20 protein-coding genes are annotated in these 21,881 nt (G+C 49.8%); 10 read left to right on the top strand and 10 right to left on the bottom strand.

Translation table 11 applies throughout. The features are described from left to right. Positions 1-108: 108 nt before the first annotated feature. The 7 genes from ACYQ1O_RS09090 to moaC form a co-directional block, all read right to left on the bottom strand. Positions 109-816, bottom strand: a complete 708-nt coding sequence (locus ACYQ1O_RS09090) for an FKBP-type peptidyl-prolyl cis-trans isomerase (RefSeq protein ID WP_459991348.1) — start codon at positions 814-816, stop codon at positions 109-111. 40 nt (positions 817-856) lie between these two features. Further along, positions 857-3,565, bottom strand: coding sequence for a DUF3570 domain-containing protein (locus ACYQ1O_RS09085; RefSeq protein ID WP_459991347.1), 2,709 nt, complete (start codon positions 3,563-3,565; stop codon positions 857-859). A 17-nt stretch (positions 3,566-3,582) separates the two neighbouring features. Continuing rightward, a complete protein-coding gene (locus ACYQ1O_RS09080) occupies positions 3,583-3,810 on the bottom strand; it encodes a DUF4266 domain-containing protein (RefSeq protein ID WP_459991346.1) in 228 nt (75 codons plus the stop codon). Between the two features lie 98 nt (positions 3,811-3,908). Further along, positions 3,909-4,478, bottom strand: coding sequence for a hypothetical protein (locus tag ACYQ1O_RS09075; protein ID WP_459991345.1), 570 nt, complete (start codon positions 4,476-4,478; stop codon positions 3,909-3,911). 207 nt (positions 4,479-4,685) lie between these two features. Then, complete coding sequence (locus ACYQ1O_RS09070) at positions 4,686-5,579, bottom strand: HEAT repeat domain-containing protein (RefSeq protein ID WP_459991344.1); 894 nt, start codon at positions 5,577-5,579, stop codon at positions 4,686-4,688. Between the two features lie 432 nt (positions 5,580-6,011). After that, positions 6,012-7,052, bottom strand: coding sequence for a UDP-3-O-(3-hydroxymyristoyl)glucosamine N-acyltransferase (lpxD, locus tag ACYQ1O_RS09065; protein WP_459991343.1), 1,041 nt, complete (start codon positions 7,050-7,052; stop codon positions 6,012-6,014). A gap of 95 nt (positions 7,053-7,147) precedes the next feature. Continuing rightward, on the bottom strand, positions 7,148-7,627 hold the full coding sequence (gene moaC, locus ACYQ1O_RS09060) for a cyclic pyranopterin monophosphate synthase MoaC (RefSeq protein ID WP_459991342.1): 480 nt from the start codon (positions 7,625-7,627) through the stop codon (positions 7,148-7,150). Positions 7,628-7,695: 68 nt separating this feature from the next. Here moaC and ACYQ1O_RS09055 point away from each other — a divergent pair, with 68 nt between their 5' ends. From ACYQ1O_RS09055 to ACYQ1O_RS09040, 4 genes are all read left to right on the top strand, one after another. After that, positions 7,696-7,929 carry a MoaD/ThiS family protein gene (locus tag ACYQ1O_RS09055; protein ID WP_459991341.1) on the top strand — a complete coding sequence of 78 codons (234 nt, stop codon included), beginning with the start codon at positions 7,696-7,698 and terminating at the stop codon, positions 7,927-7,929. Between the two features lies 1 nt (position 7,930). Beyond that, positions 7,931-8,398 (top strand): molybdenum cofactor biosynthesis protein MoaE, encoded by a 468-nt coding sequence (locus ACYQ1O_RS09050; protein ID WP_459991340.1) that lies wholly within the window; start codon positions 7,931-7,933, stop codon positions 8,396-8,398. Next, a complete protein-coding gene (locus tag ACYQ1O_RS09045; protein ID WP_459991339.1) occupies positions 8,391-9,563 on the top strand; it encodes a M20 aminoacylase family protein in 1,173 nt (390 codons plus the stop codon). Before ACYQ1O_RS09050 ends, ACYQ1O_RS09045 begins: the two co-directional genes overlap by 8 nt. Before the next feature lie 112 nt (positions 9,564-9,675). Next, positions 9,676-12,246 (top strand): hypothetical protein, encoded by a 2,571-nt coding sequence (locus ACYQ1O_RS09040; RefSeq protein WP_459991338.1) that lies wholly within the window; start codon positions 9,676-9,678, stop codon positions 12,244-12,246. A 79-nt stretch (positions 12,247-12,325) separates the two neighbouring features. Here the strand turns inward: ACYQ1O_RS09040 and accA are convergent, their stop codons facing one another. Continuing rightward, the gene (gene accA / locus ACYQ1O_RS09035; RefSeq protein WP_459991337.1) at positions 12,326-13,291 is read right to left on the bottom strand and encodes an acetyl-CoA carboxylase carboxyl transferase subunit alpha; all 966 of its coding nucleotides are present in this window, start codon (positions 13,289-13,291) and stop codon (positions 12,326-12,328) included. Between the two features lie 151 nt (positions 13,292-13,442). Here accA and ACYQ1O_RS09030 point away from each other — a divergent pair, with 151 nt between their 5' ends. Beyond that, a complete protein-coding gene (locus ACYQ1O_RS09030) occupies positions 13,443-13,847 on the top strand; it encodes a 6-pyruvoyl trahydropterin synthase family protein (protein WP_459991336.1) in 405 nt (134 codons plus the stop codon). Between the two features lie 8 nt (positions 13,848-13,855). Beyond that, entirely contained in the window at positions 13,856-14,320 is a 465-nt protein-coding gene (locus ACYQ1O_RS09025; protein WP_459991335.1) for a DUF1249 domain-containing protein, read from the top strand. A 94-nt stretch (positions 14,321-14,414) separates the two neighbouring features. On the opposite strand, the gene ACYQ1O_RS09020 is transcribed toward ACYQ1O_RS09025, so the two are convergent. Continuing rightward, entirely contained in the window at positions 14,415-15,884 is a 1,470-nt protein-coding gene (locus tag ACYQ1O_RS09020) for a sigma 54-interacting transcriptional regulator (protein WP_459991334.1), read from the bottom strand. 213 nt (positions 15,885-16,097) lie between these two features. Between ACYQ1O_RS09020 and ACYQ1O_RS09015 the strand changes: the two genes are divergently transcribed. The 3 genes from ACYQ1O_RS09015 (at position 16,098) to ACYQ1O_RS09005 (ending at position 18,853) form a co-directional block, all read left to right on the top strand. Continuing rightward, the gene (locus ACYQ1O_RS09015; RefSeq protein ID WP_459991333.1) at positions 16,098-16,787 is read left to right on the top strand and encodes a PspA/IM30 family protein; all 690 of its coding nucleotides are present in this window, start codon (positions 16,098-16,100) and stop codon (positions 16,785-16,787) included. Between the two features lies 1 nt (position 16,788). Beyond that, positions 16,789-18,102 (top strand): hypothetical protein, encoded by a 1,314-nt coding sequence (locus ACYQ1O_RS09010; RefSeq protein ID WP_459991332.1) that lies wholly within the window; start codon positions 16,789-16,791, stop codon positions 18,100-18,102. Positions 18,103-18,190: 88 nt separating this feature from the next. Continuing rightward, complete coding sequence (locus tag ACYQ1O_RS09005) at positions 18,191-18,853, top strand: DUF4304 domain-containing protein (RefSeq protein ID WP_459991331.1); 663 nt, start codon at positions 18,191-18,193, stop codon at positions 18,851-18,853. Between the two features lie 147 nt (positions 18,854-19,000). Here ACYQ1O_RS09005 and ACYQ1O_RS09000 read toward each other — a convergent pair whose 3' ends face one another. Further along, the gene (locus ACYQ1O_RS09000) at positions 19,001-20,713 is read right to left on the bottom strand and encodes a proline--tRNA ligase (RefSeq protein WP_459991330.1); all 1,713 of its coding nucleotides are present in this window, start codon (positions 20,711-20,713) and stop codon (positions 19,001-19,003) included. Between the two features lie 188 nt (positions 20,714-20,901). On the opposite strand from ACYQ1O_RS09000, the gene ACYQ1O_RS08995 reads away from it, so the two are divergent. Further along, the gene (locus ACYQ1O_RS08995; RefSeq protein WP_459991329.1) at positions 20,902-21,876 is read left to right on the top strand and encodes an alpha/beta hydrolase; all 975 of its coding nucleotides are present in this window, start codon (positions 20,902-20,904) and stop codon (positions 21,874-21,876) included. Positions 21,877-21,881: the final 5 nt, after the last annotated feature.

The raw sequence follows: 21,881 nt of genomic DNA, 5'->3' as shown, positions 1-21,881 counted from the left end.
ATATGACAATTTTATTAATGGCTGGCATCAGTGGCGATCCTCCAAAGCCCTTCTGGCAAGGGCTTTGGAGGGTGTACGCCATTAAATACGGTTAGGAGGGCGCAAGGCTTATTGCAGTGTGGGTGCGATAATTCTGACCAATTGGTTTTCAATGATTAAGGTTTCGTTCGGCAAAATTCCCCGCTCACTGAGGCCGCGTTCGCCAAAAGCCAATTCTGCGGGAATGAACAGCCGCCATTTGCTGCCCGCAGTCATCAGCTGCAATGCTTCTTGCCAGCCTTTGCTGTAGATTTTTTTGATAGGCATCTCATACATTTTTTGCACATCACCTTTACTGTTGTCCAATTTGACATTGCCTTCGATGTCGGTGATTTTGTAGACAATGCCCACGGTATCGTCGAGGTTGGCTTGGCGGGTGTTTTTACCGGTTTTCAACACTTCGTATTGCACGCCGCTAGGCAGTGTCACAATGCTTTGGCGTTGTTGGTTTGCCGCCAAAAAAGCTTTGCCGGCATTCAGGTTGGCTGTTTTGACTTGGGCAAAGTCAAGCCTTGCCAAGGCTTGCCATTCGGTTTTGGGGTTGCCGATTGCCGATGCTGCGCGGTTGTCAAGGGCATCGCGTAAGCCTTGTTCATAACGTTGGCGCTCCAGTCCGTTGCTGTTTTCACGGATATTTTGGATATGCAGCACGCCCAGCCTGTAGCTGTCGAGGGCTGGCGGGTTGTTTTGTGGTGCATCAAGGGTAGGTGTTTGGCTGGCGCAGCCACTGACGCATAGGCTGCTGGCTGCCAGTAAGGCAAAAACTTTGGGTACCATAGATTTCCTGTATAAATTTAAAGTGCGGTTGGAAGGGGAGTTAAAAACCGTATGCCCACGTAAAGTTAAGCGTGCCGTCACGATCCAACTGGTAGCCGTTAACATCGGTATGCACAGGTTGCAGCCATTCTACGCTCAACCGGTTGCCTGCCAGGCTGCCGTTGGGAATGGTGGCGTTAAGGCCGAATCCAACATCGAAATAGCGCCCGCCGTAACTGGTAGGCGCATCCATTGACCCTGAAACTTCGTTAGCGACGTTGACCACCCGTTGTTCGGTATTTTGTTCGACATCATCCGGGTCGAAGACGCCATTGCTGTCAATGCTGTTGCCATCGCCATCGGCGTCGTGATCGACATGAACGGTAACAGGGAAACTTTTACTTTCCTTATGGGTATTGAACTGATTTTTAATGCGGTCTTGTTCGGTGTAAACGCCGCGTACCGAGCTGCCCAGCCAGTTGAACAACTGATAACCACCCCAGGCCGTGAATTGGAAAATATCGCCTAAGGCATAGCCGGAATCATTACGGTCTTGCAGGCGCTTGGTGCCGTTCAGCTGCGCACCCCATGACCACTCGTCGAGCTGTCCGGTGTAGGTGATGCTGGGTTTTAAATCCCAGGTGCCGCTGCCCAATTGCATGCCGTAATGCAGGAACTGCCTTTCGGAAGAGCCGCTGTCTCCAACCTTACCTTGCATTTTTTCATTGATGCTGCCGGTGGGGGCGCTAAAGCCTAAACCCATTTTCAAGTGATGGGTCGGATGATTGAACAGCTTGAACAAGGCATAAACACCGGTATCGCCAATACCGGCAGTCCGGTGTCCGCTACTGCTGGTGCTGTGGTTATGGCCTGAGCCGTCGCTAGGCGCTGGCGGCGCATTCTCCAAGCCCCGCAGGTTCATGTCCATATCCATAAATTGCGGCATCAGCATCAAGGTCAGCCAATCCGTGGGCGCGACCATTGCTTCCAACATGTGCATGTTCATGCTCATCCGGGTTGGTGTAAAGCGGCAACCGGTGGTGCCAGGGCAGCCATTGGCAATAATGGCCTGATCGCCAACGCTATCCGTACCGTGCAACGTTTCGCCGCGCTCGACGCTGTGTACATAACGGTAGCCGACCATAGCATCGCCCGCTTTATCCAATACATGGTCAAACATAACGCCAGCGGGCGCGTGGTTGCCATGTGCGTGGTGATGGTGGCTGGCTGTGCTGCCACCGCTGCCTTTTGCCAAACTTAGGGCTTCCAGGTTGACATTGAGCGTGGCGTTGACGGTAAAGTAATCAAAATCGGCGAAGGCTTTTTCGCCTTTGCCGTCCAGTATTAACGAACCGGCGTGTTGGTAATATTCACCGCTGATCGCCAAATTTAAGCCTTTGGCAAAATACTTGTTAATGCTTAAGCCGCCGCTTAAGGTGCCGAAGCCGGACAGCCGCTGGTCGCTGGAAAAGTTTTGTATGGGCAGTTTACTGAAATCCAGCTGGTAGCCACTGGGTTTGCTTCGGTCATAAACAAACGCGTTCGCGCCTAATAGGAAATAAGGCTGGTAAAAATCGGCGGCGGTTTGGCTGTAGTAACGCATGCGTGTTGTCAACGTCCAACCCCAGCCAATGGGCTGGTCCCAGGCACCGGCAAAAGTGTGGGCGTTAATGCCCCAATCATCATGGAAAAAGCTGTAGTCCACATGCAGGGCAGCATCTAAAGGGTGGATGTGTTGCACCATGCCGATGTTCCAAGTGAATTGGTTGCGGGCATCGGGGCGTTTTTCCCAGACATCTTCTTCACGGACTACCCGAAGCGGATTGCCTGCAACGGCATCCGCAACTGAATAAAGGGCGACGGCTTTGTAGGGGTTTTCTAAAAAACCGTTGTTATGGGTAAAACTCATACCGCCCTGTAAGACGGTACTTTTAGTAAGGATTTGGCTGATGCTTAAGTTGATGCCGACATCTTGGCGGTCTGCTTTAAGTGGGTTATCCACAGTACCGTCACCACTGGCGTGACCATAAGGGGTGCGTTCGATAACACGGCCGATGCGGCTGCCACTCGTACCAATGTCGCTACTGGTATAACTTAAACCTAAATTGGCCGACGTGCGTTTTTGGTTAAAATCCATGCGGGCGTTGCTATTGATAAAGAGCGAGTGATAATCCGGCTCTTCCGAGACACCCCCGCCAAAGCCCAAAGCGTTATCATCCCACTCGTAAGACAATTTAAAATCAGCTTGTTGGCGGGTTTCCGGGGATGCGCCGACAAAAACATGAGTGATGCGATTGTCTTTTATGCCAGACAAATAGCGTTCACCAATAAAGTTACCCTGTTTATCCAAAGAGAAAGCGCTAGGTCTGAAAAAACCTGACGCTCCTGAAATAGCGTCCTGGCCCATTGATACCAACGGGCCGGAAATGATCGGTGTTGCCCCTCCCCAAGTATCTTGCACATAATTAAAGGCAAACTTGATTCTGTCCGTCAGGCTGACACGGGTTTTGCCAGAAATGCTTTCTACGGTAATTGGCTTTTTGGTGGTATGTGGGCCTGTTGTATCGGGCAGGTCAGAGGCAATGACGCGTGCCCGCGCCCCTTCTTCATAGTATTGGTAGCCAAAATCGACTTGGTCGTCTTCGGCATAGCCATTGGCAGGCAGCAAGCCTGGTAATGCCAAAGCGGCTAGCATAAAGGCTTGTAAGGGGGTGGCTTGGCAAGTGGATTGGTGTGGCTTGGGCAAGGGTTTATTTTTAGACCTGTTCATAACTATTCCGTCATCGCTTAATAACAACCACAACCGCCGCCTTGCGCGGCACTGCTGCTGGAACCTGCCTCGCGGCTACCGTAGTTATGCGCCTGAAACGCGCTTTGTAAGGGGTAAGGGTCGAGTGCCATGTGCGGCTTAGCCAAATCGCCGCGTTCCCACGGCTGTACAATGGCACAAGCATTTAGGCTGATGACCAACATAAAGAAGGGTAGGAATTTTACCGAAAAGGCTTTTTTTATCATGGTGATACGGTTTTGGTTTTAAGAAAGTAAGGCCACCGCAAGGTGGCCTTACCATTTAAGGCAAGCCGTTGGTCTTAAGGCTTGCCAACTCAGCGGGCTTAGTTGTCGATTTCAATGTCGATGTCAGGTGAAATGGCGGTGTTGCCCGCCAATTCTGGCGCAGCCGAACCGGCAACCACTTCTTGGGTGGTGGTGTGTACGCCCGCTGCATCTTGGCAATGGAAAACCAAGCCATATGAAGTGGCGGTGCTGCCGTTTTTATTGACCAAAATGTTGTAGTCGCCGTTACCATCCGCTGCGCCTTGGGCGACAGGGTCTAAAGTCACTTGTGTGCCTAAGCTGGGTGCGGTACAGGTTGCCAAATTGATCGCAGTGCCGGTGCTGCTGTCCGTTGATTGGCTGGAAGGTGTGAAGCCTTCACGACCAATTTGTACGGTGACGTTATTGCCCGAGACTTTATTCGGCTGTACTGCCAGTTTTCGGGTTGCCAATAAGCTAGGGGCTTCATCAGAGCCGTCACCCGATAAACAGCTGATCCGGTACAAGTCGGCAGCGATGGCAGAGGCACCTAGCGTTTCGTTAAGGCAATGCGCTGAAGCCATGCCGGTGTAACCGGCAGCGATCAATAACAGGGATGAGGTTAGGGTTTTTATTGCTAAGCTTTTCATTGTAAAATTTCCTCGTGTCTACGACACATGCTTGTAGTTATCAAATTGACCGTTATTTCACTAACGGTTAAGTCAAAACAGTTGGAAGCTCTCATTTCCAACTGCTGTTTTTGCCAGCCGTTTCCGCCAAGAAACGGCTGGACAAGTCCACCCTAGGGCGGCTTGTTTCGGTTAGATGCCAGCCTCAGCGGCAAATGTCTTTTCTGTTTAATGCCTGTTTTCCCGTGCCGATAAATCTGCCAATTTGCTTTTTGCCAGTTCGCGGATGCTTTCATCGGCATCGTTAAGCGCCATTTCAAGCAAGGCGCTGTCGTTGCTGCTGCTAACGGCAGTGAAGCGGACATTGGTGTCGCTATCTTGCAAGGCTTGTTGCAACTCGCCGCTGCCGCCATCCCTTTCCCGTTGCACCCAGCTACTGACCGCCTGCGCCCTGACGCTTGGGTCTGGGTCGTTTAAAGCATTCTTTAAAGCCGCTGCAATTTTTGGATCGTTGCCCAGGCTGGATAAACCCAAATTGGCGATGGCTTCGGCGCGTTGAACGGGATCTTTTGATGTGGCTTGTTTGAGCAAACGCTTGCTTTCATTCAACGCGTCTTGGCTGGGTTCGGGTGGGGTTTGTAAAATTCTGGGCTGGCTACGGTCGTCTGCCACGACCGTGACGGCAACACAATGCCCAGAGCGTGCCGCCGCCATCGAGCCTAATAGCCAAATTTCCACCGGTTGCTGATCGGCTGTGCCTGTAAAGCTGCCGTCAGCGTAACGGAAAGCCAAATCGGGGCGCGGTTGCAGCAGGCATTCAATGATTTTTCTTAAGTTGCTGTCTTTACAGTTTGCCGATACCAAGGTTTCGGGTAAAACCGAGTAGTGGATAGGCGTGTGGGTTTGGCTAGAAAGCGTATCCAGTACTTGTGCCAGCGGTGCTTGGTCAACAACCAATTGAACTAATGAATCGGCAGTATCCTTTTTCAATTGGATAGGCGCAGGTTGTTGGGGTGTATTCGTTTCTGCCTGTACGTTGTTATGCATCAACAACACAATCGCCAAAGACGATAATGCGGCGGGTATGCCATAACGGTGTAAGGAAGATAGGTTTGGATACATAAGCTTGGCGTTTGGATGAAAGGCTTGCTTTAGGCAAAGCATCATCTGTGCCATAGGAAAATCTTGGACGGTGGTTTGATTTTTGTAATGAATACCAGGTAATTATTTTATTTATCAGTGGGTTGTTATTTTTTCCAATAACTTGGCAAATCACTTTGGTTTGATCTGTTAACGGTATTTATTGAATAACCGCAGAAATGATGTGTCATATGGCGGGTTTTTAAAAATGCTTAAGCCTTGCGCACCTAAGGCTTAACGGTGGGTCAGGGCATTTGGCTTACTAGACTGTGTGATATGGCATGGGTCATCAAGTTAGGCTGACTAACTTAAAAGAGGAGGGTCTTTTTAACAAAAAGTTTGTGCTGGGTACGCAAGATTCCGGCTTTTTACCGGTATCTTGCGTATCGTTGAAAATATGGGGAAGTTTTCTAATTACGCACTTTGTTCAAGCTGTTGGATCTTTTCTTCCAATAACTTAACTTTCTTTAATAACTCCGGCAATTTGCTTAACGCGACTTGTTCTTTATAAGCCAAGCGTTTGTCTTTGGCTGGGCTGCCAAACACATGGCTGCCGGCGGCAACATCGTTAGCCACGCCTGATCTTGCCATGACCACGGCACCTTGACCAATATTGACATGGTCGGCAACGCCTGCGCTGCCCGCCAAAATGGCGTAGTCGCTGATGTTGCAAGAGCCAGATACGCCCACGCCACCGCATAAAATCACGTGCTTGCCGATTTTGTTGTTGTGTCCGACTTGTACCAAATTATCAATTTTGCTGCCCAAGCCTATGGTGGTGCTGCCCAGTGCGCCACGGTCGATGCAGGTATTGGCGCCGATTTCCACATTGTCTTCAATGACTACATTACCCACTTGCGGCACTTTAACGTGCTGGTAGTTGCGGAATTTATAACCGAAGCCGTCCGCGCCGATCACCGCGCCGGAATGGATGATCACGTTGTCACCCAATACGCAATCGTCATACACCACGGCGTACGGATAAAGCCGGCTGTTTTTGCCGATTTTGACGTGGTTGCCGACATAAGCGCCCGGCAAAATTTGGCTGTTATCGCCAATTTCGGCATGGTCGCCAATGACGGCATAGGCACCGATATAAACATTTTCACCCAATTTCGCCGTTTCTGAGACCACCGCCTGCAGCGCAACGGTTTTGGGGTAGGTGGCTTCAGGGTGCAATAAACCGACGGCTTTGACAAAGGCCATTTCTGGATCGGCACAGACCAGCAAAGCCAGTTGTTCGGGTACATCGGCAACGCTAAAGCCTTCTGCAATGAAGCAGGCGCTCGCCAGTGAAGCCTTGATGTGTTTGCTGTAGCGGCTGTTGGTGAGTTGCGTCACTTGGCCTGCTTGCGCGCTGATGATGTCGCCAGCGGAATGGATTAAGGCATTGGCATCGCCACCCACAATCTGGGCGGCACAAGCTTGGGCAAGTTCTTGTAAAGTGATGGGCATAGATGTCTCTGGGCTGGTTGCGATAAGGTGTGCGGATTAAAACGCAGGTATGGGCAAGACTGGGCGGGGACGGGTAAGTTTCAAACGCAGACAATTTAGTTTTGGCGTTGCCAATGACCGGATTTGCCGCCGTCTTTTTCCAGCAGCTGTACCGATTGGATGACCATGCCGCGATCAACAGCCTTGCACATGTCGTAAATGGTCAACAAGGCGATTTGTGTGGCGGTTAAGGCTTCCATTTCCACGCCGGTTTGTCCGTTGGTTTTCACGGTGGTTTGGCAGCGGACGCGGTTTTGCTCCGGTTCAGCGACCAGCTCAATTTCGACATGAGTAAGGGGCAGCGGATGGCACAAAGGGATCAGTTCGGCGGTTTTTTTGCTCGCCATAATGCCGGCAATGCGGGCTATGCCCAACACGTCACCTTTTTTGTGGCTACCTTCCATAATCAGTTGCAAGGTTGTCGCTTGCATTTCGATGTAGCCATCGGTGACGGCTGTCCGTTGGGTGATGGGTTTATCACCGACATCGACCATGTGGGCGTCGCCGGATCGGTTAAAATGGGTCAGTAAGCTCATGAGTTTCAAGCGTGTAATTGGCTGGGTTTGCGGTATTATCTATTTTTTACTTAGCGGGGTGAATCATTATGTCGATTAAAGTGCGGTATTTCGCCAGCCTTAAAGAATCCCTAGGGCGTACCGGCGATGACGTGGCTTTCGTCAGCGGCTTGACGGTGCGCACGGTCTGGCAACAAGCCAATCCGGAAAAGCCTTTACCGGACAATATACTGGCGGCGGTCAACATGGAATATGTTGAGCTGGATGAGCCGGTGGAAGACACCGACGAAGTGGCTTTTTTCCCGCCTGTGACCGGAGGCTAAGATGGCTGTCATTATCCGTACGGAAGCTTTCGATCCTTGGCAAGTATTGCCGTTGTATGAACAAGCCAATCTTCACCACGCGGGAAAAATTGGCGCAACGAGTGTGTTCGTCGGCACGATGCGCGATTTTAACGACGGCGACAGTGTGACCGCCATGCATTTGGAATACTATCCGGGCATGACCGAAAAGCAATTGCAAAAAATTATCGACCAAGCCGCGCAGCAGTGGCAGATTGTCGATGCCTTCATAGTGCATAGGGTAGGGGATATTTTACCCAGCCAGCCGATTGTTTTGGTGGCGGTGTGGACATCACACCGTGGCGATGCTTTTGATGCCAGCCGTTTCATTATGGAAGCGTTAAAATCACAAGCGCCGTTTTGGAAAAAAGAACGCTTGCTGACCGATGCCGAACGCTGGGTATTAAAAAACACCGACGGCTACCAACGCCAAGGCCAACAACATGTCTAAATTGTCGGCTTTGCAGGCATTGCATCCACAAATGCAGGAATGGCGGCAGCATCTGCACCGTTACCCGGAAACCGCTTTTGAAGAAACCCAAACCGCGCACTACATTGCCGGATTGCTACAAAGTTTTGGCCTGCAAGTGCATCAAGGCTTAGGAAAAACCGGCGTGGTGGCGACCTTGTCGGCAGGTCAGGGTGGCAAAGCCATTGCCTTACGTGCCGATATGGACGCGTTGTTCATCCAAGAACAAAACCATTTCGCGCACAAATCTTGCCACGACGGCAAAATGCACGCCTGCGGACACGACGGGCATTGCGCCATGTTGTTGGGTGCCGCCCGTTACTTGTCGGAACATCCGGATTTTAATGGCACGGTGCATTTTATCTTCCAACCCGCCGAAGAAGGCCGCGCCGGTGCGCAGCAAATGATCGCCGACGGCCTGTTCGAAAAATTTCCCGCCGATATGGTGTTTGGGCTGCACAATTTCCCCGACATTCCGCAAGGCCATTTTGCCGTTAAAACCGGCGCGATGATGGCGGCCTTAGATTGCTTTGAAATCCATCTGCAAGGCCAAGCCACCCACGCAGCCATGCCGCATTTGGGCAGCGATGCCATTGTTGCTGGCGCGCACCTTATCACGGCCTTGCAGACGATTGTCAGCCGTACGGTCAATCCTTCCGATTCGGCAGTGGTCAGCATTACCCAAATCCATGCGGGCCAGACTTGGAACGCCATTCCTGAATCGACTGTGCTGCGCGGAACTTACCGCTGCTTTAACCCAGCCGTACAAACCCGCATTGCCGAGAAAATCCGGCAATTGGTCGATGCCACTTGCCAAGCGTTTGACGTGACCGCCACCTTGGTTTTCAATCCTGAAAATCCGGGCTATCCGGTGACAATCAATGCCGATGCACCGACGGCTTTGGCTGTCAAAGCCGCGACGGCATTGGTAGGGTCTGAAGGGGTTGATTTACAGCCCACACCCAGCATGGGTTCGGAAGATTTCGCATTTATGCTGCAAGAAAAACCAGGCTGTTACTTGTGGATAGGCAATGGTTCGTCCGCCAACAGCTGCTTGCTGCATAACCCGCATTATGATTTTAACGATGCCATTTTGCCGGTCGGCGCGGCCTATTGGGTGGAGCTGGTGACGACGGTTTTGGTGTAGGTTAATGCTTTGCCGAATTTTGAAAACCAGTTACGGGAACTGATTTTTTATACTAAACTTCCAAACAAATACGCCAGCTTTAATTTTTTATAAACATTCACGGTGCAAATTCATGACAGTAACGGTAACTAACAACACGCAATTATTTTCTGGGCATACTCTAGGAGAATGGCGGCATGATTCGGCTTTTGCCGTCATTAGTAACGAAGGTTATGTATTCTCTTGGGGGAATGGTGCAGGTTTTTTTAATTTCGATGCGTTTACTTTATTAGAAGCTGTACAAATTTATACTTCCCGTTATAGCTTTGCTGCTTTGCGAATTGATGGATCAGTCGTCACTTGGGGTATAAGCGATAGTGCTGATAGTTCATCCGTGGCTACTCAACTCAATGGTACGACAGATGTGGTGCAGATATTTTCCACTTGGGATGCTTTTGCCGCTTTGCGTACTGATGGCTCTTTGATAATTTGGGGTGACAGTGTCTGGGGTGGTAACAGTTCGGCCGTAGCAAGCAAACTTAATGGTACAGTGGATGTGGTACAGGTTTTTTCTACAACTAGAGCTTTTGCTGCTTTGTTAGCGGATGGCTCCGTGGTCACATGGGGGGATGTTAATTCGGGCGGAGATAGTAGCAAGGTGGCGGCAAAGCTAAACGGTGCCGTCGATGTGATAAAAATTTATGGTGCGAACGATGCCTTTGCGGCCTTATTAGCCGATGGCTCAGTTGTTACTTGGGGTGGCGGATCTGCTGCCGATAGTTCGTCGGTAGCAACAAAACTTAATGGCATCCTTGATGTCAAGGAGATTTATACAACTGGTTCATCTTTTGCCGCCTTGTTTGCCGATGGTTCGGTGACTGCTTGGGGTGGAGGTTATGGCAGCTTCCCCAGCGGGGATTTAGGTGGCGCGATAGATGTTGTGCAGATTTATACGACTGGTTCATCTTTTGCCGCCTTGCGTATTGATGGGTCCGTAGTTACATGGGGAGCTAGCAACACTGGGGGCGATCCGCTAACACCTGATGGTCACGGTGGATACACTGATGTCAAAGATAAGCTGAACGGTACGGTGGATGTCAAACAAATTTATGCTACTAACGTCGCTTTTGCCGCCTTGCGTGTGGATGGGTCGGTTGTTACTTGGGGTTACGCCCCGTTTACAGATGGAGGCAATGGTGGTGGTGATAGCAATGCCGTTGCTACTAAGCTCAATGGTGCTGTCGATGTTACGCAAATTTTTTCCACAGGCTATGCCTTTGCTGCATTACGTGCTGATGGGTCGGTAGTAACGTGGGGCGATAGTTCTTCAGGTGGCGATAGCAGTGCTGTGGCGGCAATGCTTGATGGCACGGTTGATGTAGTCCAGATTTTTGCTACCACATCAGCATTTGCTGCGCTTCGTATTGATGGCTCGATTGTAACTTGGGGCTTGGACTGGCGAGGTGGTGACAGTAGCAGATGGGCTAGCGGCATAAGTTCAGGCATAGTAAGCGGAGCTAATATTTATACCAACGATATTTTTCAGAAACCAGTTGATCAGATTATTAATGGTACAAGCGGTAATGATATTTTAACTGGAGGCGATGGTAACGATACGCTGGATGGCGGTAAAGGTGCTGATAAAATGACTGGTGGTTTCGGTAACGATTATTATTTTGTCGATAATGTGGGCGACCAAATTATTGAAACTGCACAGATGGCAGGTGAGCGTGATACTGTATTTAGTTCAATTAGTTATGCGCTAGGAAGTAATGTCGAGGATTTGAGTTTACTTGGAACCATTTCGATCAACGCCACTGGGAATGCCCTCAATAATGATCTGTATGGTAACGATGGCGATAACATAATAGACGGGAAAGGTGGTGCTGATAGCATGGAAGGGGGGCGGGGTAATGATACTTATGTGGTCGATAACAAAGCCGATCTTATTGAAGAGATATCAAGTAATGTCACTGAAATCGACACGGTTAATAGCTCTATCAGCTATGTGTTGGGTAGCAACTTAGAAAAACTGACCCTAACCGGTATTGCAGGCATTAACGGTACAGGTAACGCGCTTAATAACGTCATTATTGGCAATGCCGCTGCCAATAGTTTGTTGGGAGGTTCGGGCAACGATTCTCTACAGGGCGGGGCGGGTAACGACAAGTTAAATGGTGGTGGAGGGGCGGATACTTTAAAGGGTGGTATAGGTAAAGATACGATTATCCTAACCGAAAGCGCAGCGGCTACAGATACGGTTAAGATTTCTTCAGGTGATAGCTTATTAACAACGTTTGACGTGATCAGCGGTTTTCAGGGCGGCTTAAGTAACAGCTCAAACTTGGGTGTTGATAAGCTGGATTTGGTAGGTATAGCCATTGCTTCTAACACGGCGGCGACCAATGGTGTCGATACGGGTGTCATTAAAAGCCATCAAATTGCCAGCGGTCTTATCAAATTTGATGATGTAAATGCGTTTAATGCGGCACTCACAATAGATGGCAGCAACTTAGCAAGTGTATTGGCTTATTTACAAAGCAATATTACCGATATAGGCGCGACAGTTGCTTTTAATGTCGGTGCAGATGCCTATGTATTCCAAAATGATGGCAGCAACGACATGTTGGTGGAGTTGCTGGGCATTAATCTGAGTAGCATCAACACTTCCGGTTTAGGCTTAGGTGCGTTGTGGATTGCTTGATGGCCCCGGATTTAGCTTAACGCTGAAATAAGATTGGAGGAGTCTAAAATAGTTTTTGGACTCCTTTTTTACGAGTTGATTACTTAACGGATTCTTCAAACGCACCAAAGCTCATTAAACGTTGGTAGCGTTTTTCCATCATTTCATCTTGCTGCAGTTCCATTAGCTCTGCCAAATGCCGCAACAAGGTTTCTTTTAAGTTTGCCGAAATGGCGGCAAAGTTACGGTGCGCGCCGCCTAAAGGTTCGCGTACCACTTCATCCAACAAGCCTTGTTCGCGGATGCGGTCGGATGTGATGCCCATTGCTTCTGCAGCCAATTGCGATTTTTCCGCACTTTTCCACAGAATGGATGCGCAGCCTTCAGGAGAAATGACCGAATAAGTGCTGTATTCCAGCATAATCAAACGGTCGCCCACGCCAATCGCCAGTGCGCCGCCAGAGCCGCCTTCACCGATGATGGTGCAGATGATGGGGGTTTTCAATTTAGCCATTTCAAACAAGTTACGGGCAATGGCTTCACTTTGTCCGCGCTCTTCCGCACCGATGCCAGGGTACGCGCCTGGGGTGTCAATTAAGCAAATGACCGGCAGCTTAAAACGCTCTGCCATTTTCATGACGCGCAAGGCTTTGCGGTAGCCTTCGGGGCGTGGCATACCAAAGTTGCGGTGGATTTTTTCTTTGGTGTCGCGGCCTTTTTGGTGGCCTATTACCATCACCGGTTGTCCGTCCAGACGCGCAAGTCCGCAGACAATGGCAGGGTCGTCAGCATAGGCGCGGTCGCCGTGCAATTCATGGAAGTTGGTGAAGATGTGTTCGATGTAATCCAGCGTGTAAGGGCGGCCTGGGTGTCTGGACAACTGTGAGATTTGCCAATCGGTCAAATCGGTAAAAATGGATTCTGTCAACGCTTGGCTTCTTTCTTCCAACTGCCTTAAGGCATCGGAAATGTTGATTTTGTTGTCGAACTCAACATTACGGAGTTCTTCAATTTTAGCTTCCAGTTCGGCGATAGGTTGTTCAAAATCGAGAAATTTTAGATCCATATTTACAAGCGGTGGCAGGTTAACGAAGCCCACCATTTTATAGAAAATTACAGATTTATTCTAAATAAATTCTACAGTTAATATCAGACTTTGCACTTTGGCATTTTATAGTACACTGCACCGCTAATTAGCGACTGCTTACTTCACCACTATGTACACCATTACCAAAGAAGTTTATTTTTGTTACGGTCATCGCCTGATGAACCACGCCGGCAAATGCCGCAACCTGCACGGACACAGCGTTAAAGCGTCCATTGCCGTCCGCCAAGAACAGCTTGACGAACAAGGCATGGTCTGCGATTTTTCCGACATCCGCGCCTGTGTTGAAACCTTTATTGACGGACAGCTTGACCACAATTTTTTGCTGCACAAAGATGATCCGATCATCCCGATGCTGACTGCCAATAACGAACGCTTTATGGCCTTGGACGAACATCCCACCGCCGAGGTATTAAGCAAAATGATTTACCAATACTTGAAAAATGCCGGATTTAACGTTGCCGCCGTCACGCTGTGGGAAACCGCCAGCGCTTATGCCTGTTACCACGAAGACTGACCACCGCTATGAGCCTGCTGAACCCCGTCAACACGTCGCTATGCTTGGAACAGGTTTGTACATCCAACTACCAAAAATTGCTTAAGCTCATCCCCAACTTGTCGGCGTTTAAACACGCCGCAGTGGGAGTTAGCAGGCAAGACGCGCACCTGTATGTGACCGTGCTGGAACGCAGCATTTATACGATGACCATCGAGCTTAGCCACAACACGGTTGGTAAAGCCGGGCAAACCTTACAACCCGCCGTAAAAATAAGGCTTTATCTGGACGCGCAACTGGCTGAAGTGTTGAGTGACCACGTCCGCCCTGAAGTTTCCCAAGTCTTTCAAAACCCCAGCCTAAGCCGTGAAATTATGTTTTACAAATGGCGGCTGAATTATTTTTTGCAGAAATGGCTGGATCATTGTTTGTTGAAAGGCTATCAGCTAACCGATGAAGCGGTCGATGCGGAAAACGTGTTTGCGGCTTTTTAGGTATTTTGGCATTGTTGATTCTGTATAGCTTTTTAATGGGTGAGCCAGATATTGACGTAGTACACATTAACAATGCTCTTCAAAACGTTAGAACCTAATCATCCCAATCCATATATTTCTTCACCGTCCGCCTATCCACCCCCGCGACTCTCGCCACCGCCTCAAACCCACCCAATTCCGCATACAAAAATCGGCAATAGTTTTGCATTAGCTGTTGTGCGGATTGGTAGCCGCCCTCTTGCGTGCGGTACAAGGCAAAATCATCTTGAACCACCGTTGGCAAGGGTTTGGCCTGATAACTTCCGGTCAAACAAATGCGGCGGATACATTGCTCCAGTTCGCGAACGTTGCCAGGCCAGTGGTAGTCGGGCGGTACGGTGGCGCGGATTTTAGTTTCGATGCGGCTCAGCAAATCTTCATCGGGCGTGGGGATGACGCGGTTGAGCAAGCGGGCGATCAGGCTATGCAATTCGTTAGGGTTTTCGTGGATGCGTTGCCGCAAGCTGGGCAAGGTGATGACATCGGAACACAAGCGGTAATACAAATCAGCGCGGAACAGGCCTTGTGCCAACAATTCGGCAATCGGGCGGTTGGTGGCGCTGATGACGCGGCCTTCGAAACGGTGTTTTTCGTGGCTGCCGACGGGGCTGTAGACACGGTCTTGGATGACGTTGAGCAATTTCACTTGTATCGGTACATCGACATCACCGATTTCATCAATAAACACCGAGCCGTGGCGGCTGCATTTGGCGAACAAGCCGGGATGGTTGTCGATAGCGCCTGTGAACGCACCTTTTTTATGCCCGAATAATTCTGATTCCAGCAAGCTGGTGGAGTATTCGGACAGGTTAATCGCCCGAAACGACGCGGTGAAGCTTTCGACAAAGCGCCGCGTGCTTAAATCAAACGGGATATAGCCGGAACAGCCCACGGCTTTCGCCACCAAACTTTTGCCCGTGCCCGTTTCGCCTAGCAGCAGTAAGGAAAAGTCCTCCATACGCGCAAATAAATGGTTGAGATACCACGCCGGATTGAAGGTAAAAATATTGTTCCACAAGCGCATCCGCAATTCGTAAATCGCCGGACAATCACCGGAAACTGCCTCGTCAATAAACAAAAATGCCCGCTGCACTTGGAACAGCAAAGCAATGTAATGCGCGGTTTCGGGCTGCGTGAAGCCAGCTTGTTCAAACTGACCGATGAGGGTGCGGGCAAACGCCAACTCCACGATTTTGTCGCCCATTTGTTGTTGGGCTTTGATGTGTTCAGTAAACGCTTGCCGATACTGGTGGAAAATGTAAAACAGCCACGCCAAGCGCATATTGTCTTGGCTTTTGCCTTGGTAATCGCCGATGTTAAAGCTGCGCTGGCGTTGCAGTTCTTGGAAAGCGTTTTCCAGTTTGGCTTCGATTAATGCCAGTCGGTCAGCAAAATTCATCGCTTCTGGGCTTATGTCCAGCACTTGCCAGTCGGCTTGTTCGCGTTCGATGCTGAACGGGTTCATGAATGCCAAGTCGGCGATTTTGGCGAAGAATTGGTTTTGATCGACGGTCAGTTTGGGCATATTCATCGTCTGCAAGCGGCTGTTTTGGGATTGGAATGCAAAATATGTTTTGCACTCCAGTTATTCATTATTTGTTTTTTATGTCGGCATTTTTTGTATATATTTTATAGATTGATGAAATAAAAAACCATAACCACTTGTTTTTAAATAACTCACAAACTGGCCTCTGTTTTGCAATAGTCAAGATGACTTTAACCAAAACAGGAGTAATCCATGAACAGCTTAAAACGTTTATTTATCACCGTAAAAACCCAGATTGATGGCTTGGTGGACGATTTTGAAAATCACGAAGCCGTCGCGGGTGTGGCTATTAAAGATTTGGAAGACTGGCGCAGCCAAACTCGCATCCACCAACACCGCTTGCAGAAAATGATCGCGGATTTTGACAGCCAATTGGCGGAATTGGCGACCGAGGCGGCAACGTGGTCGGCGCGGGCGGTGAAAGTACGGGAAACCGACGAGCAAAAAGCCTTGGAATGCGTCAAGCGTATGCGGCGGGCGCAACAACAAAGCCAATTAATTGCCAGGCAATTGCAAACTACCCAGCAACAATTGGCGCAACTGGATGCGGATTTAGCCACTATCCAAAACCAATTACACACCTTAAATAGCCAAAAAGCGGTATTTGCGGCGCGGCAAAACCGCATCCAGCTGCAATCGGGCTTAAAAAGCGGACGCGACAATCCAGCCGAGCAAGCGCAAAAAATCTTCAATCGCTGGGAAGAAGCCATTACTGGCGCGGAATTGACCAGTCCTGAACCCGTCAACACCGATCCGTTTGCTGACAGTTTCGCTCAAGAAGAAGATGCCTTGGCATTGACGATGTTGTTGGATGAATTGACGGCTAAGGCCAGTCCGGCAAAGAGCGTTGATGTAAAAACCGATCCTAATCAGGAGAATTAAAATGTCTGCTTATAAATTTAATGCCCAAGCCAAAACCTGGCAAGCTGATGCACCAGAAGCGCCATCGCTATCTACCACACAACAAATCATCCGCTACTTGCGTTGGGCTGGTACGGCACTAATTGTCATTTCCGCCATCGGTTTTATGCTGCAAGGCCATGCGGATTTATTGCCTGCTTACCGTTATTGGTTGGGTTTGGCGTTTACTTTCTTGCTGTGTTTAGGTGGTCTGATTTGCGCTTACGGACTTAAGGAAACTACGGGTGCGCGGATTTTTTTCGCCTTGGGGGTGGCGTTTTTGCCTGTGCAAGTCTCGCAAGTCAGTGCCATGCTTTACAACTTCAGCCAAGGCGATTTGGCCTTGCAACTGCCTTATGAATGGTTGCAGTTTAGTCAGGTGAATCCGTCGTTAATCGTGGTCGATTTTGCCATTACCGCTGCATTGTTGGTGCTGGTCAGTTACGCAGGGTTCTCTATGTTGGCGCGGCGGCAGGTAAAAACGCTGATGACCGCCATGTTGCTAGGTAATATTGTCTTGTTGTTGCCTGTTCGTGATGGCACTGTTATAGCCGTTGCTATTGCCTGCTTGTTTTTTGCATTGCGGGCCAGTGAACAACGATTAAGACAAGACAGCACTCTGCTATTACCCGAAGGTTTGGCAGCCCGTGCTTTAATTAGCTTGCCGTTATTGATCTTAATAGCAAGAAGTGTCTTGCATCCCGTTTCTTTAATATTGTGTGTGGTGTTGGCAGTTATCGTTGCGGTTGTGGGTATTGTCGATATTAGGCGTTATACCGATTCGGCCTTAGTGGTGGTTGGGCAATGGTTGGGTACTTTCGCCGCGCTTTTTGCATGGTTAATAGTTGCTGACGGTTTAGGTGATTTTGTACCGGCGCATCATGGTTTCTTATTGCCCTTGGCTTTATTGATGTTCGTGTTGTCTGCGTATGTGGATTATTATCCGGTCGCTTACCGGAACATGGGTTCGGTCTTGGCTTTTGTTCTGGTGGCGGGTGCTTTGCATGACCAACAAGCTTTTGCACCCTTATTGGCGTTGGCAACCGGTATCTTGTTAACCTTGTCAGGTTTGCGGCAACGCGAAAAAATTGCCTTCTTTTGCGGACATTTGTGCTTTTTAGGCGGTATTTTGTTCTATTGCCGTTATGCGATTGATGCCTACCAACACGCACCGTGGTTAAGCTCAATTGGATTGGGGTTGTTGGTGTTGTTGGCTGCGTCTTACTTGGAGAAAAGACAGCAAATTATCATGAGCAAAGCCGATGCGTACTGGGAAGCACTAAAAAGTTGGAATTAAATTTTGATGTTTGCTCATGGATAACCATTTGCTTTCCGCTAGCTTAGGCTATCATTAACTAATCGGTTAAATTTGGAGGGCACACACTATGAGCAAACAACCTGACTTCATTAAACAAGCCATAACCCAGCATTTGGCACCTGTGCTGACCAACGCGGGGTTTTACCGATACAAGCCCAAGCATTTTGTCCGCATCCGAGGGGAGATTGTCGATTCGGTAGGTTTTCAGGTTTCGCAATGGGGCAGCCGGGATTTTTACGTACACCACTACGTTAACCTGTTGTCTGACCCTAACATGAGCATCGATGCCTATAGTATTGGTGATCGGGTGGATGGTCCGCCCGATAGGGATGTCAAATGGAATGGCGCAGACGAAAACAGCGCATCGCTGGCACTTCAGAGCGTAACAAAGCTGGTGGAAGAAGAAGTCTTACCTTGGTTTGAATCTATCCATTCGATACGCGACTACATTGTGGCGTATGTGGCAAACCCTAATACCCATCTCGAAAGCCTGGAGCTTGCCATTGCGCTTATCCGTACCGGCACGACCAACCGTGCTTGGTGGATTTGCCACGCTTTGGCACAAGCAAGCCATTACACACAGCCAATGGAAGCATTCGAACAACAACAAATGCAACTGGCGCAGCAATTACAGGAAGCCATCGAAAGCGAAAGCCACGGGTTATGGCTTAATAAATGGCGCAGGGACAATATCTGCAAATTTAAGCTTGAGCCGTTGTTTGGCAAATAACCCACCTAACATGTTAGCGAATGCTGGCTTATGGTGGGTGTTGTTGAGCGGAGTCCAAAAACTTGTTTTTGGACTCTTTAACTGAAAATCATCGGGTTATGACGATTATTTTCAGGGGTAAGCCGGTTAAAGCCTACCCCGACGCGATTAAGCCAATTTTTCCTGCAAAAACGCCACAATGGAAGCCAACGGCATTTCAACATTTTCGCTGGCGGTTCTGGCTTTGTACTCGATCGTTCCGGCATCCAAGCCACGGTCACTGATAATCAGCATGTGTGGGATACCGATCAGCTCCATATCGGAGAACATAAAGCCGGCCCGGACTTTACGGTCATCCAACAACACTTCAATGCCAGTGGTTTGCAAGTCGCTGTACAAGGTTTCTACCGCAGCTTTCAGGCGTTCGGATTTTTGCAAGTTCATCGGGCAGATGGCAACTTGGAAAGGTGCCAGGTTATTAGGCCAGATAATGCCACGGGCATCGTGGTTTTGCTCGATGGCGGCGGCGACCACGCGGGAAATACCGATGCCGTAGCAGCCCATGGTCATGATTTGGTTTTTGCCGTCTTCGTTGATAATACCGGCTTTCATCGAACCACTGTATTTGGTGCCGAGCTGGAAGATGTGGCCCACTTCAATACCACGGGCGATGGTGATGTCGCCTTGACCGTCGGGGCTGGGGTCGCCTTCGACTACCATGCGCAAATCCTCGACGCGGGCAGGTAAGGGCAGGTCGCGCTCCCAGTTGACACCTTGGTAATGCTGACCGTCGCTATTGGCACCGCACACAAAATCAGCCATCAGCAGGGCGCTGCGGTCGATGATGACCGGCATAGTCAGGCCGATGGGGCCAATAGAACCGGGTTTGCAACCGCAAGCGGCAATAATGTCCGCTTCGGTCGCCATTTGTAGCGGCGAGAAGACGCCGTCGAGTTTTTCGGCTTTGATTTTGTTCAGCTCGTGGTCGCCGCGTAGCAACAAGGCGACTAGAGTGCCTTCTTCTTCGCCTTGCACAATCAATGTTTTCAGGCACTGGCTGGCGGCAATGCCAAAAAATTGGCTGACTTCTTCAATGCTGTGTTGGTTGGGCGTGTCAGTCAGCGTCAAGGCCTGTGTGGCGGCAGGATGCTCACCGGCAGGCATTAAAGCTTCTGCTTTTTCGACGTTGGCGGCGTATTCGCTGACCGTAGAAAAAGCAATCGCATCTTCGCCAGAATCCGCCAACACGTGGAATTCATGCGACACCGCGCCGCCAATCGAGCCAGAATCGGCAATGACGGCGCGGAATTTCAGGCCAAATTGGTTGAAGATATTGGTGTAAGCGCGGTACATGACATCATACGTTTCTTGCAACGAAGCCTGATCCAAGTGGAAAGAATAGGCATCTTTCATGATGAATTCGCGCGAGCGCATCACGCCAAAACGCGGGCGGATTTCGTCGCGGATTTTGGTTTGGATTTGATAAAAAGTGATCGGCAATTGTTTGTAGCTTTTCAGCTCGTTGCGCGCCAAATCGGTGATGATTTCTTCATGCGTGGGTCCCAAGCAAAAATCGCGGTCGTGGCGGTCTTTAAGCCTGGCCAATTCCGGGCCGTATTGTGCCCAACGACCCGTTTCCTGCCACAATTCCGCAGGCTGCAAAGTGGGCATCAGCACTTCCAAGGCACCGGCTTTTTCCATTTCTGCGCGAGTAATTTTTTCGACTTTACGCAGCACACGCAAACCCAGCGGCAGCCATGAATACAGGCCAGCGGCAAGTTTACGGATCAGGCCCGCGCGGATCATCAGCTGGTGGCTGGCGATTTCGGCATCGGCTGGGGTTTCTTTAACAGTGTTTAAAGGAAATTGGCTTGTACGCATGGGGTTTTCAATGGAAGTTTAAAAAACCGCCATTTTACAGCATTTTATGGGCTTCTAAAGCCGATGCCTGAAGAGTTGGCTAAAAATGCCCCGCTAAGTGGTAAATTGTTGGGCTGACCAAACAAGATTTGCATGCTTTAACCCGTAATCTCAATTCAATGATGAAATCCAACTATCTATCCGTTCTTATGATGACACTTTGCCTAGCGGCCTGTATGCCGTTTATCCCGCCGCCCCATGCCAACACCGGCTTGCCCTTACTGCGCGAGACCTACTTCCAAACCGCCGATGGCAGCGTGTTGCCCGTCCGTCGGTGGCTGCCGCAGGGTGAAACTAAAGCAGTTCTCGTTACTTTGCATGGCTTTAATGATTACAGCCATTTTTTTGAACAGCCCGGCCAATTTTTAAGTGGGCAGGGCATCGCTTGTTGGGCTTACGACCAGCGCGGTTTTGGTTTGTCGCCACGGCGCGGGGTTTGGGCGGGCGTGTCGGCGTATGGAGAAGATTTGCGCGCCTTTGTGCGCTTGGTCAAACAACGCTACCCGCATCAACCCGTTTATGTCTTGGGCGAAAGCATGGGCGGCGCGGTGACGATCAGCGCATTGGCAAAAGCGCCGATGCCGGAAGTGGCGGGCGTGGTGCTGGTCGCTCCGGCCTTGTGGGCGCGCAGCACCATGCCGTGGTATCAAACCAGTGCGCTATGGGCGTTAGTGAATACATGGCCCAGTTTACGGCTGACTGGGCGCGGTTTGCATATCAAACCGTCAGACAATATCCCCATGCTCCGTGCTTTGGGAAAAGACCCGCTGGTGATAAAAGCCACCCGCGTGGATGCCATTGCAGGCTTGTCCGATTTAATGGACGAAGCTTTTGCCAATGCCAAAAATTTATCGGCAGACACCTTGCTGCTGTATGGCGAAAAAGATGAACTGATCCCTAAAGAACCCACGTATCGGTTTTTAAGGGATTTTTTAGCGGATGACACCGGCGTAAAAACCGCCGCCGTCTACGAAAATGGCTACCACATGCTGCTCAGGGATTTGCAAGCCCCTTTGGTTTGGCAAGACATAGCCGCCTGGATTGCCAACGCAGCCAAACCATTACCCTCAAAAGCCGACCAGCAAGCACAAGCCGTTTTGGCTAGGTTTAATGCAACTAAGTAATGGCG

The sequence above is a fragment of the Methylosoma difficile genome (assembly GCF_054657615.1).
The sequence above is the reverse complement of the archived record's forward strand: the minus strand, read 5'-3'. Positions and strand labels throughout refer to the sequence as shown.

Excerpts from the sequence above, each read along its gene's own strand:
- ACYQ1O_RS09050 (WP_459991340.1), top strand. The coding sequence starts at position 7,931 with ATGGCTGTCATTATCCGTACGGAAGCTTTCGATCCTTGGCAAGTATTG.
- accA (WP_459991337.1), bottom strand. The coding sequence starts at position 13,291 with ATGGATCTAAAATTTCTCGATTTTGAACAACCTATCGCCGAACTGGAA.
- ACYQ1O_RS09045 (WP_459991339.1), top strand. The coding sequence starts at position 8,391 with ATGTCTAAATTGTCGGCTTTGCAGGCATTGCATCCACAAATGCAGGAA.
- ACYQ1O_RS08995 (WP_459991329.1), top strand. The coding sequence starts at position 20,902 with ATGATGACACTTTGCCTAGCGGCCTGTATGCCGTTTATCCCGCCGCCC.
- ACYQ1O_RS09005 (WP_459991331.1), top strand. The coding sequence starts at position 18,191 with ATGAGCAAACAACCTGACTTCATTAAACAAGCCATAACCCAGCATTTG.
- ACYQ1O_RS09020 (WP_459991334.1), bottom strand. The coding sequence starts at position 15,884 with ATGCCCAAACTGACCGTCGATCAAAACCAATTCTTCGCCAAAATCGCC.
- ACYQ1O_RS09030 (WP_459991336.1), top strand. The coding sequence starts at position 13,443 with ATGTACACCATTACCAAAGAAGTTTATTTTTGTTACGGTCATCGCCTG.
- ACYQ1O_RS09070 (WP_459991344.1), bottom strand. The coding sequence starts at position 5,579 with ATGTATCCAAACCTATCTTCCTTACACCGTTATGGCATACCCGCCGCA.
- ACYQ1O_RS09040 (WP_459991338.1), top strand. The coding sequence starts at position 9,676 with ATGACAGTAACGGTAACTAACAACACGCAATTATTTTCTGGGCATACT.
- moaC (WP_459991342.1), bottom strand. The coding sequence starts at position 7,627 with ATGAGCTTACTGACCCATTTTAACCGATCCGGCGACGCCCACATGGTC.
- ACYQ1O_RS09025 (WP_459991335.1), top strand. The coding sequence starts at position 13,856 with ATGAGCCTGCTGAACCCCGTCAACACGTCGCTATGCTTGGAACAGGTT.
- ACYQ1O_RS09090 (WP_459991348.1), bottom strand. The coding sequence starts at position 816 with ATGGTACCCAAAGTTTTTGCCTTACTGGCAGCCAGCAGCCTATGCGTC.
- ACYQ1O_RS09000 (WP_459991330.1), bottom strand. The coding sequence starts at position 20,713 with ATGCGTACAAGCCAATTTCCTTTAAACACTGTTAAAGAAACCCCAGCC.
- ACYQ1O_RS09075 (WP_459991345.1), bottom strand. The coding sequence starts at position 4,478 with ATGAAAAGCTTAGCAATAAAAACCCTAACCTCATCCCTGTTATTGATC.
- ACYQ1O_RS09055 (WP_459991341.1), top strand. The coding sequence starts at position 7,696 with ATGTCGATTAAAGTGCGGTATTTCGCCAGCCTTAAAGAATCCCTAGGG.
- ACYQ1O_RS09015 (WP_459991333.1), top strand. The coding sequence starts at position 16,098 with ATGAACAGCTTAAAACGTTTATTTATCACCGTAAAAACCCAGATTGAT.
- ACYQ1O_RS09010 (WP_459991332.1), top strand. The coding sequence starts at position 16,789 with ATGTCTGCTTATAAATTTAATGCCCAAGCCAAAACCTGGCAAGCTGAT.
- ACYQ1O_RS09080 (WP_459991346.1), bottom strand. The coding sequence starts at position 3,810 with ATGATAAAAAAAGCCTTTTCGGTAAAATTCCTACCCTTCTTTATGTTG.
- ACYQ1O_RS09085 (WP_459991347.1), bottom strand. The coding sequence starts at position 3,565 with ATGAACAGGTCTAAAAATAAACCCTTGCCCAAGCCACACCAATCCACT.
- lpxD (WP_459991343.1), bottom strand. The coding sequence starts at position 7,052 with ATGCCCATCACTTTACAAGAACTTGCCCAAGCTTGTGCCGCCCAGATT.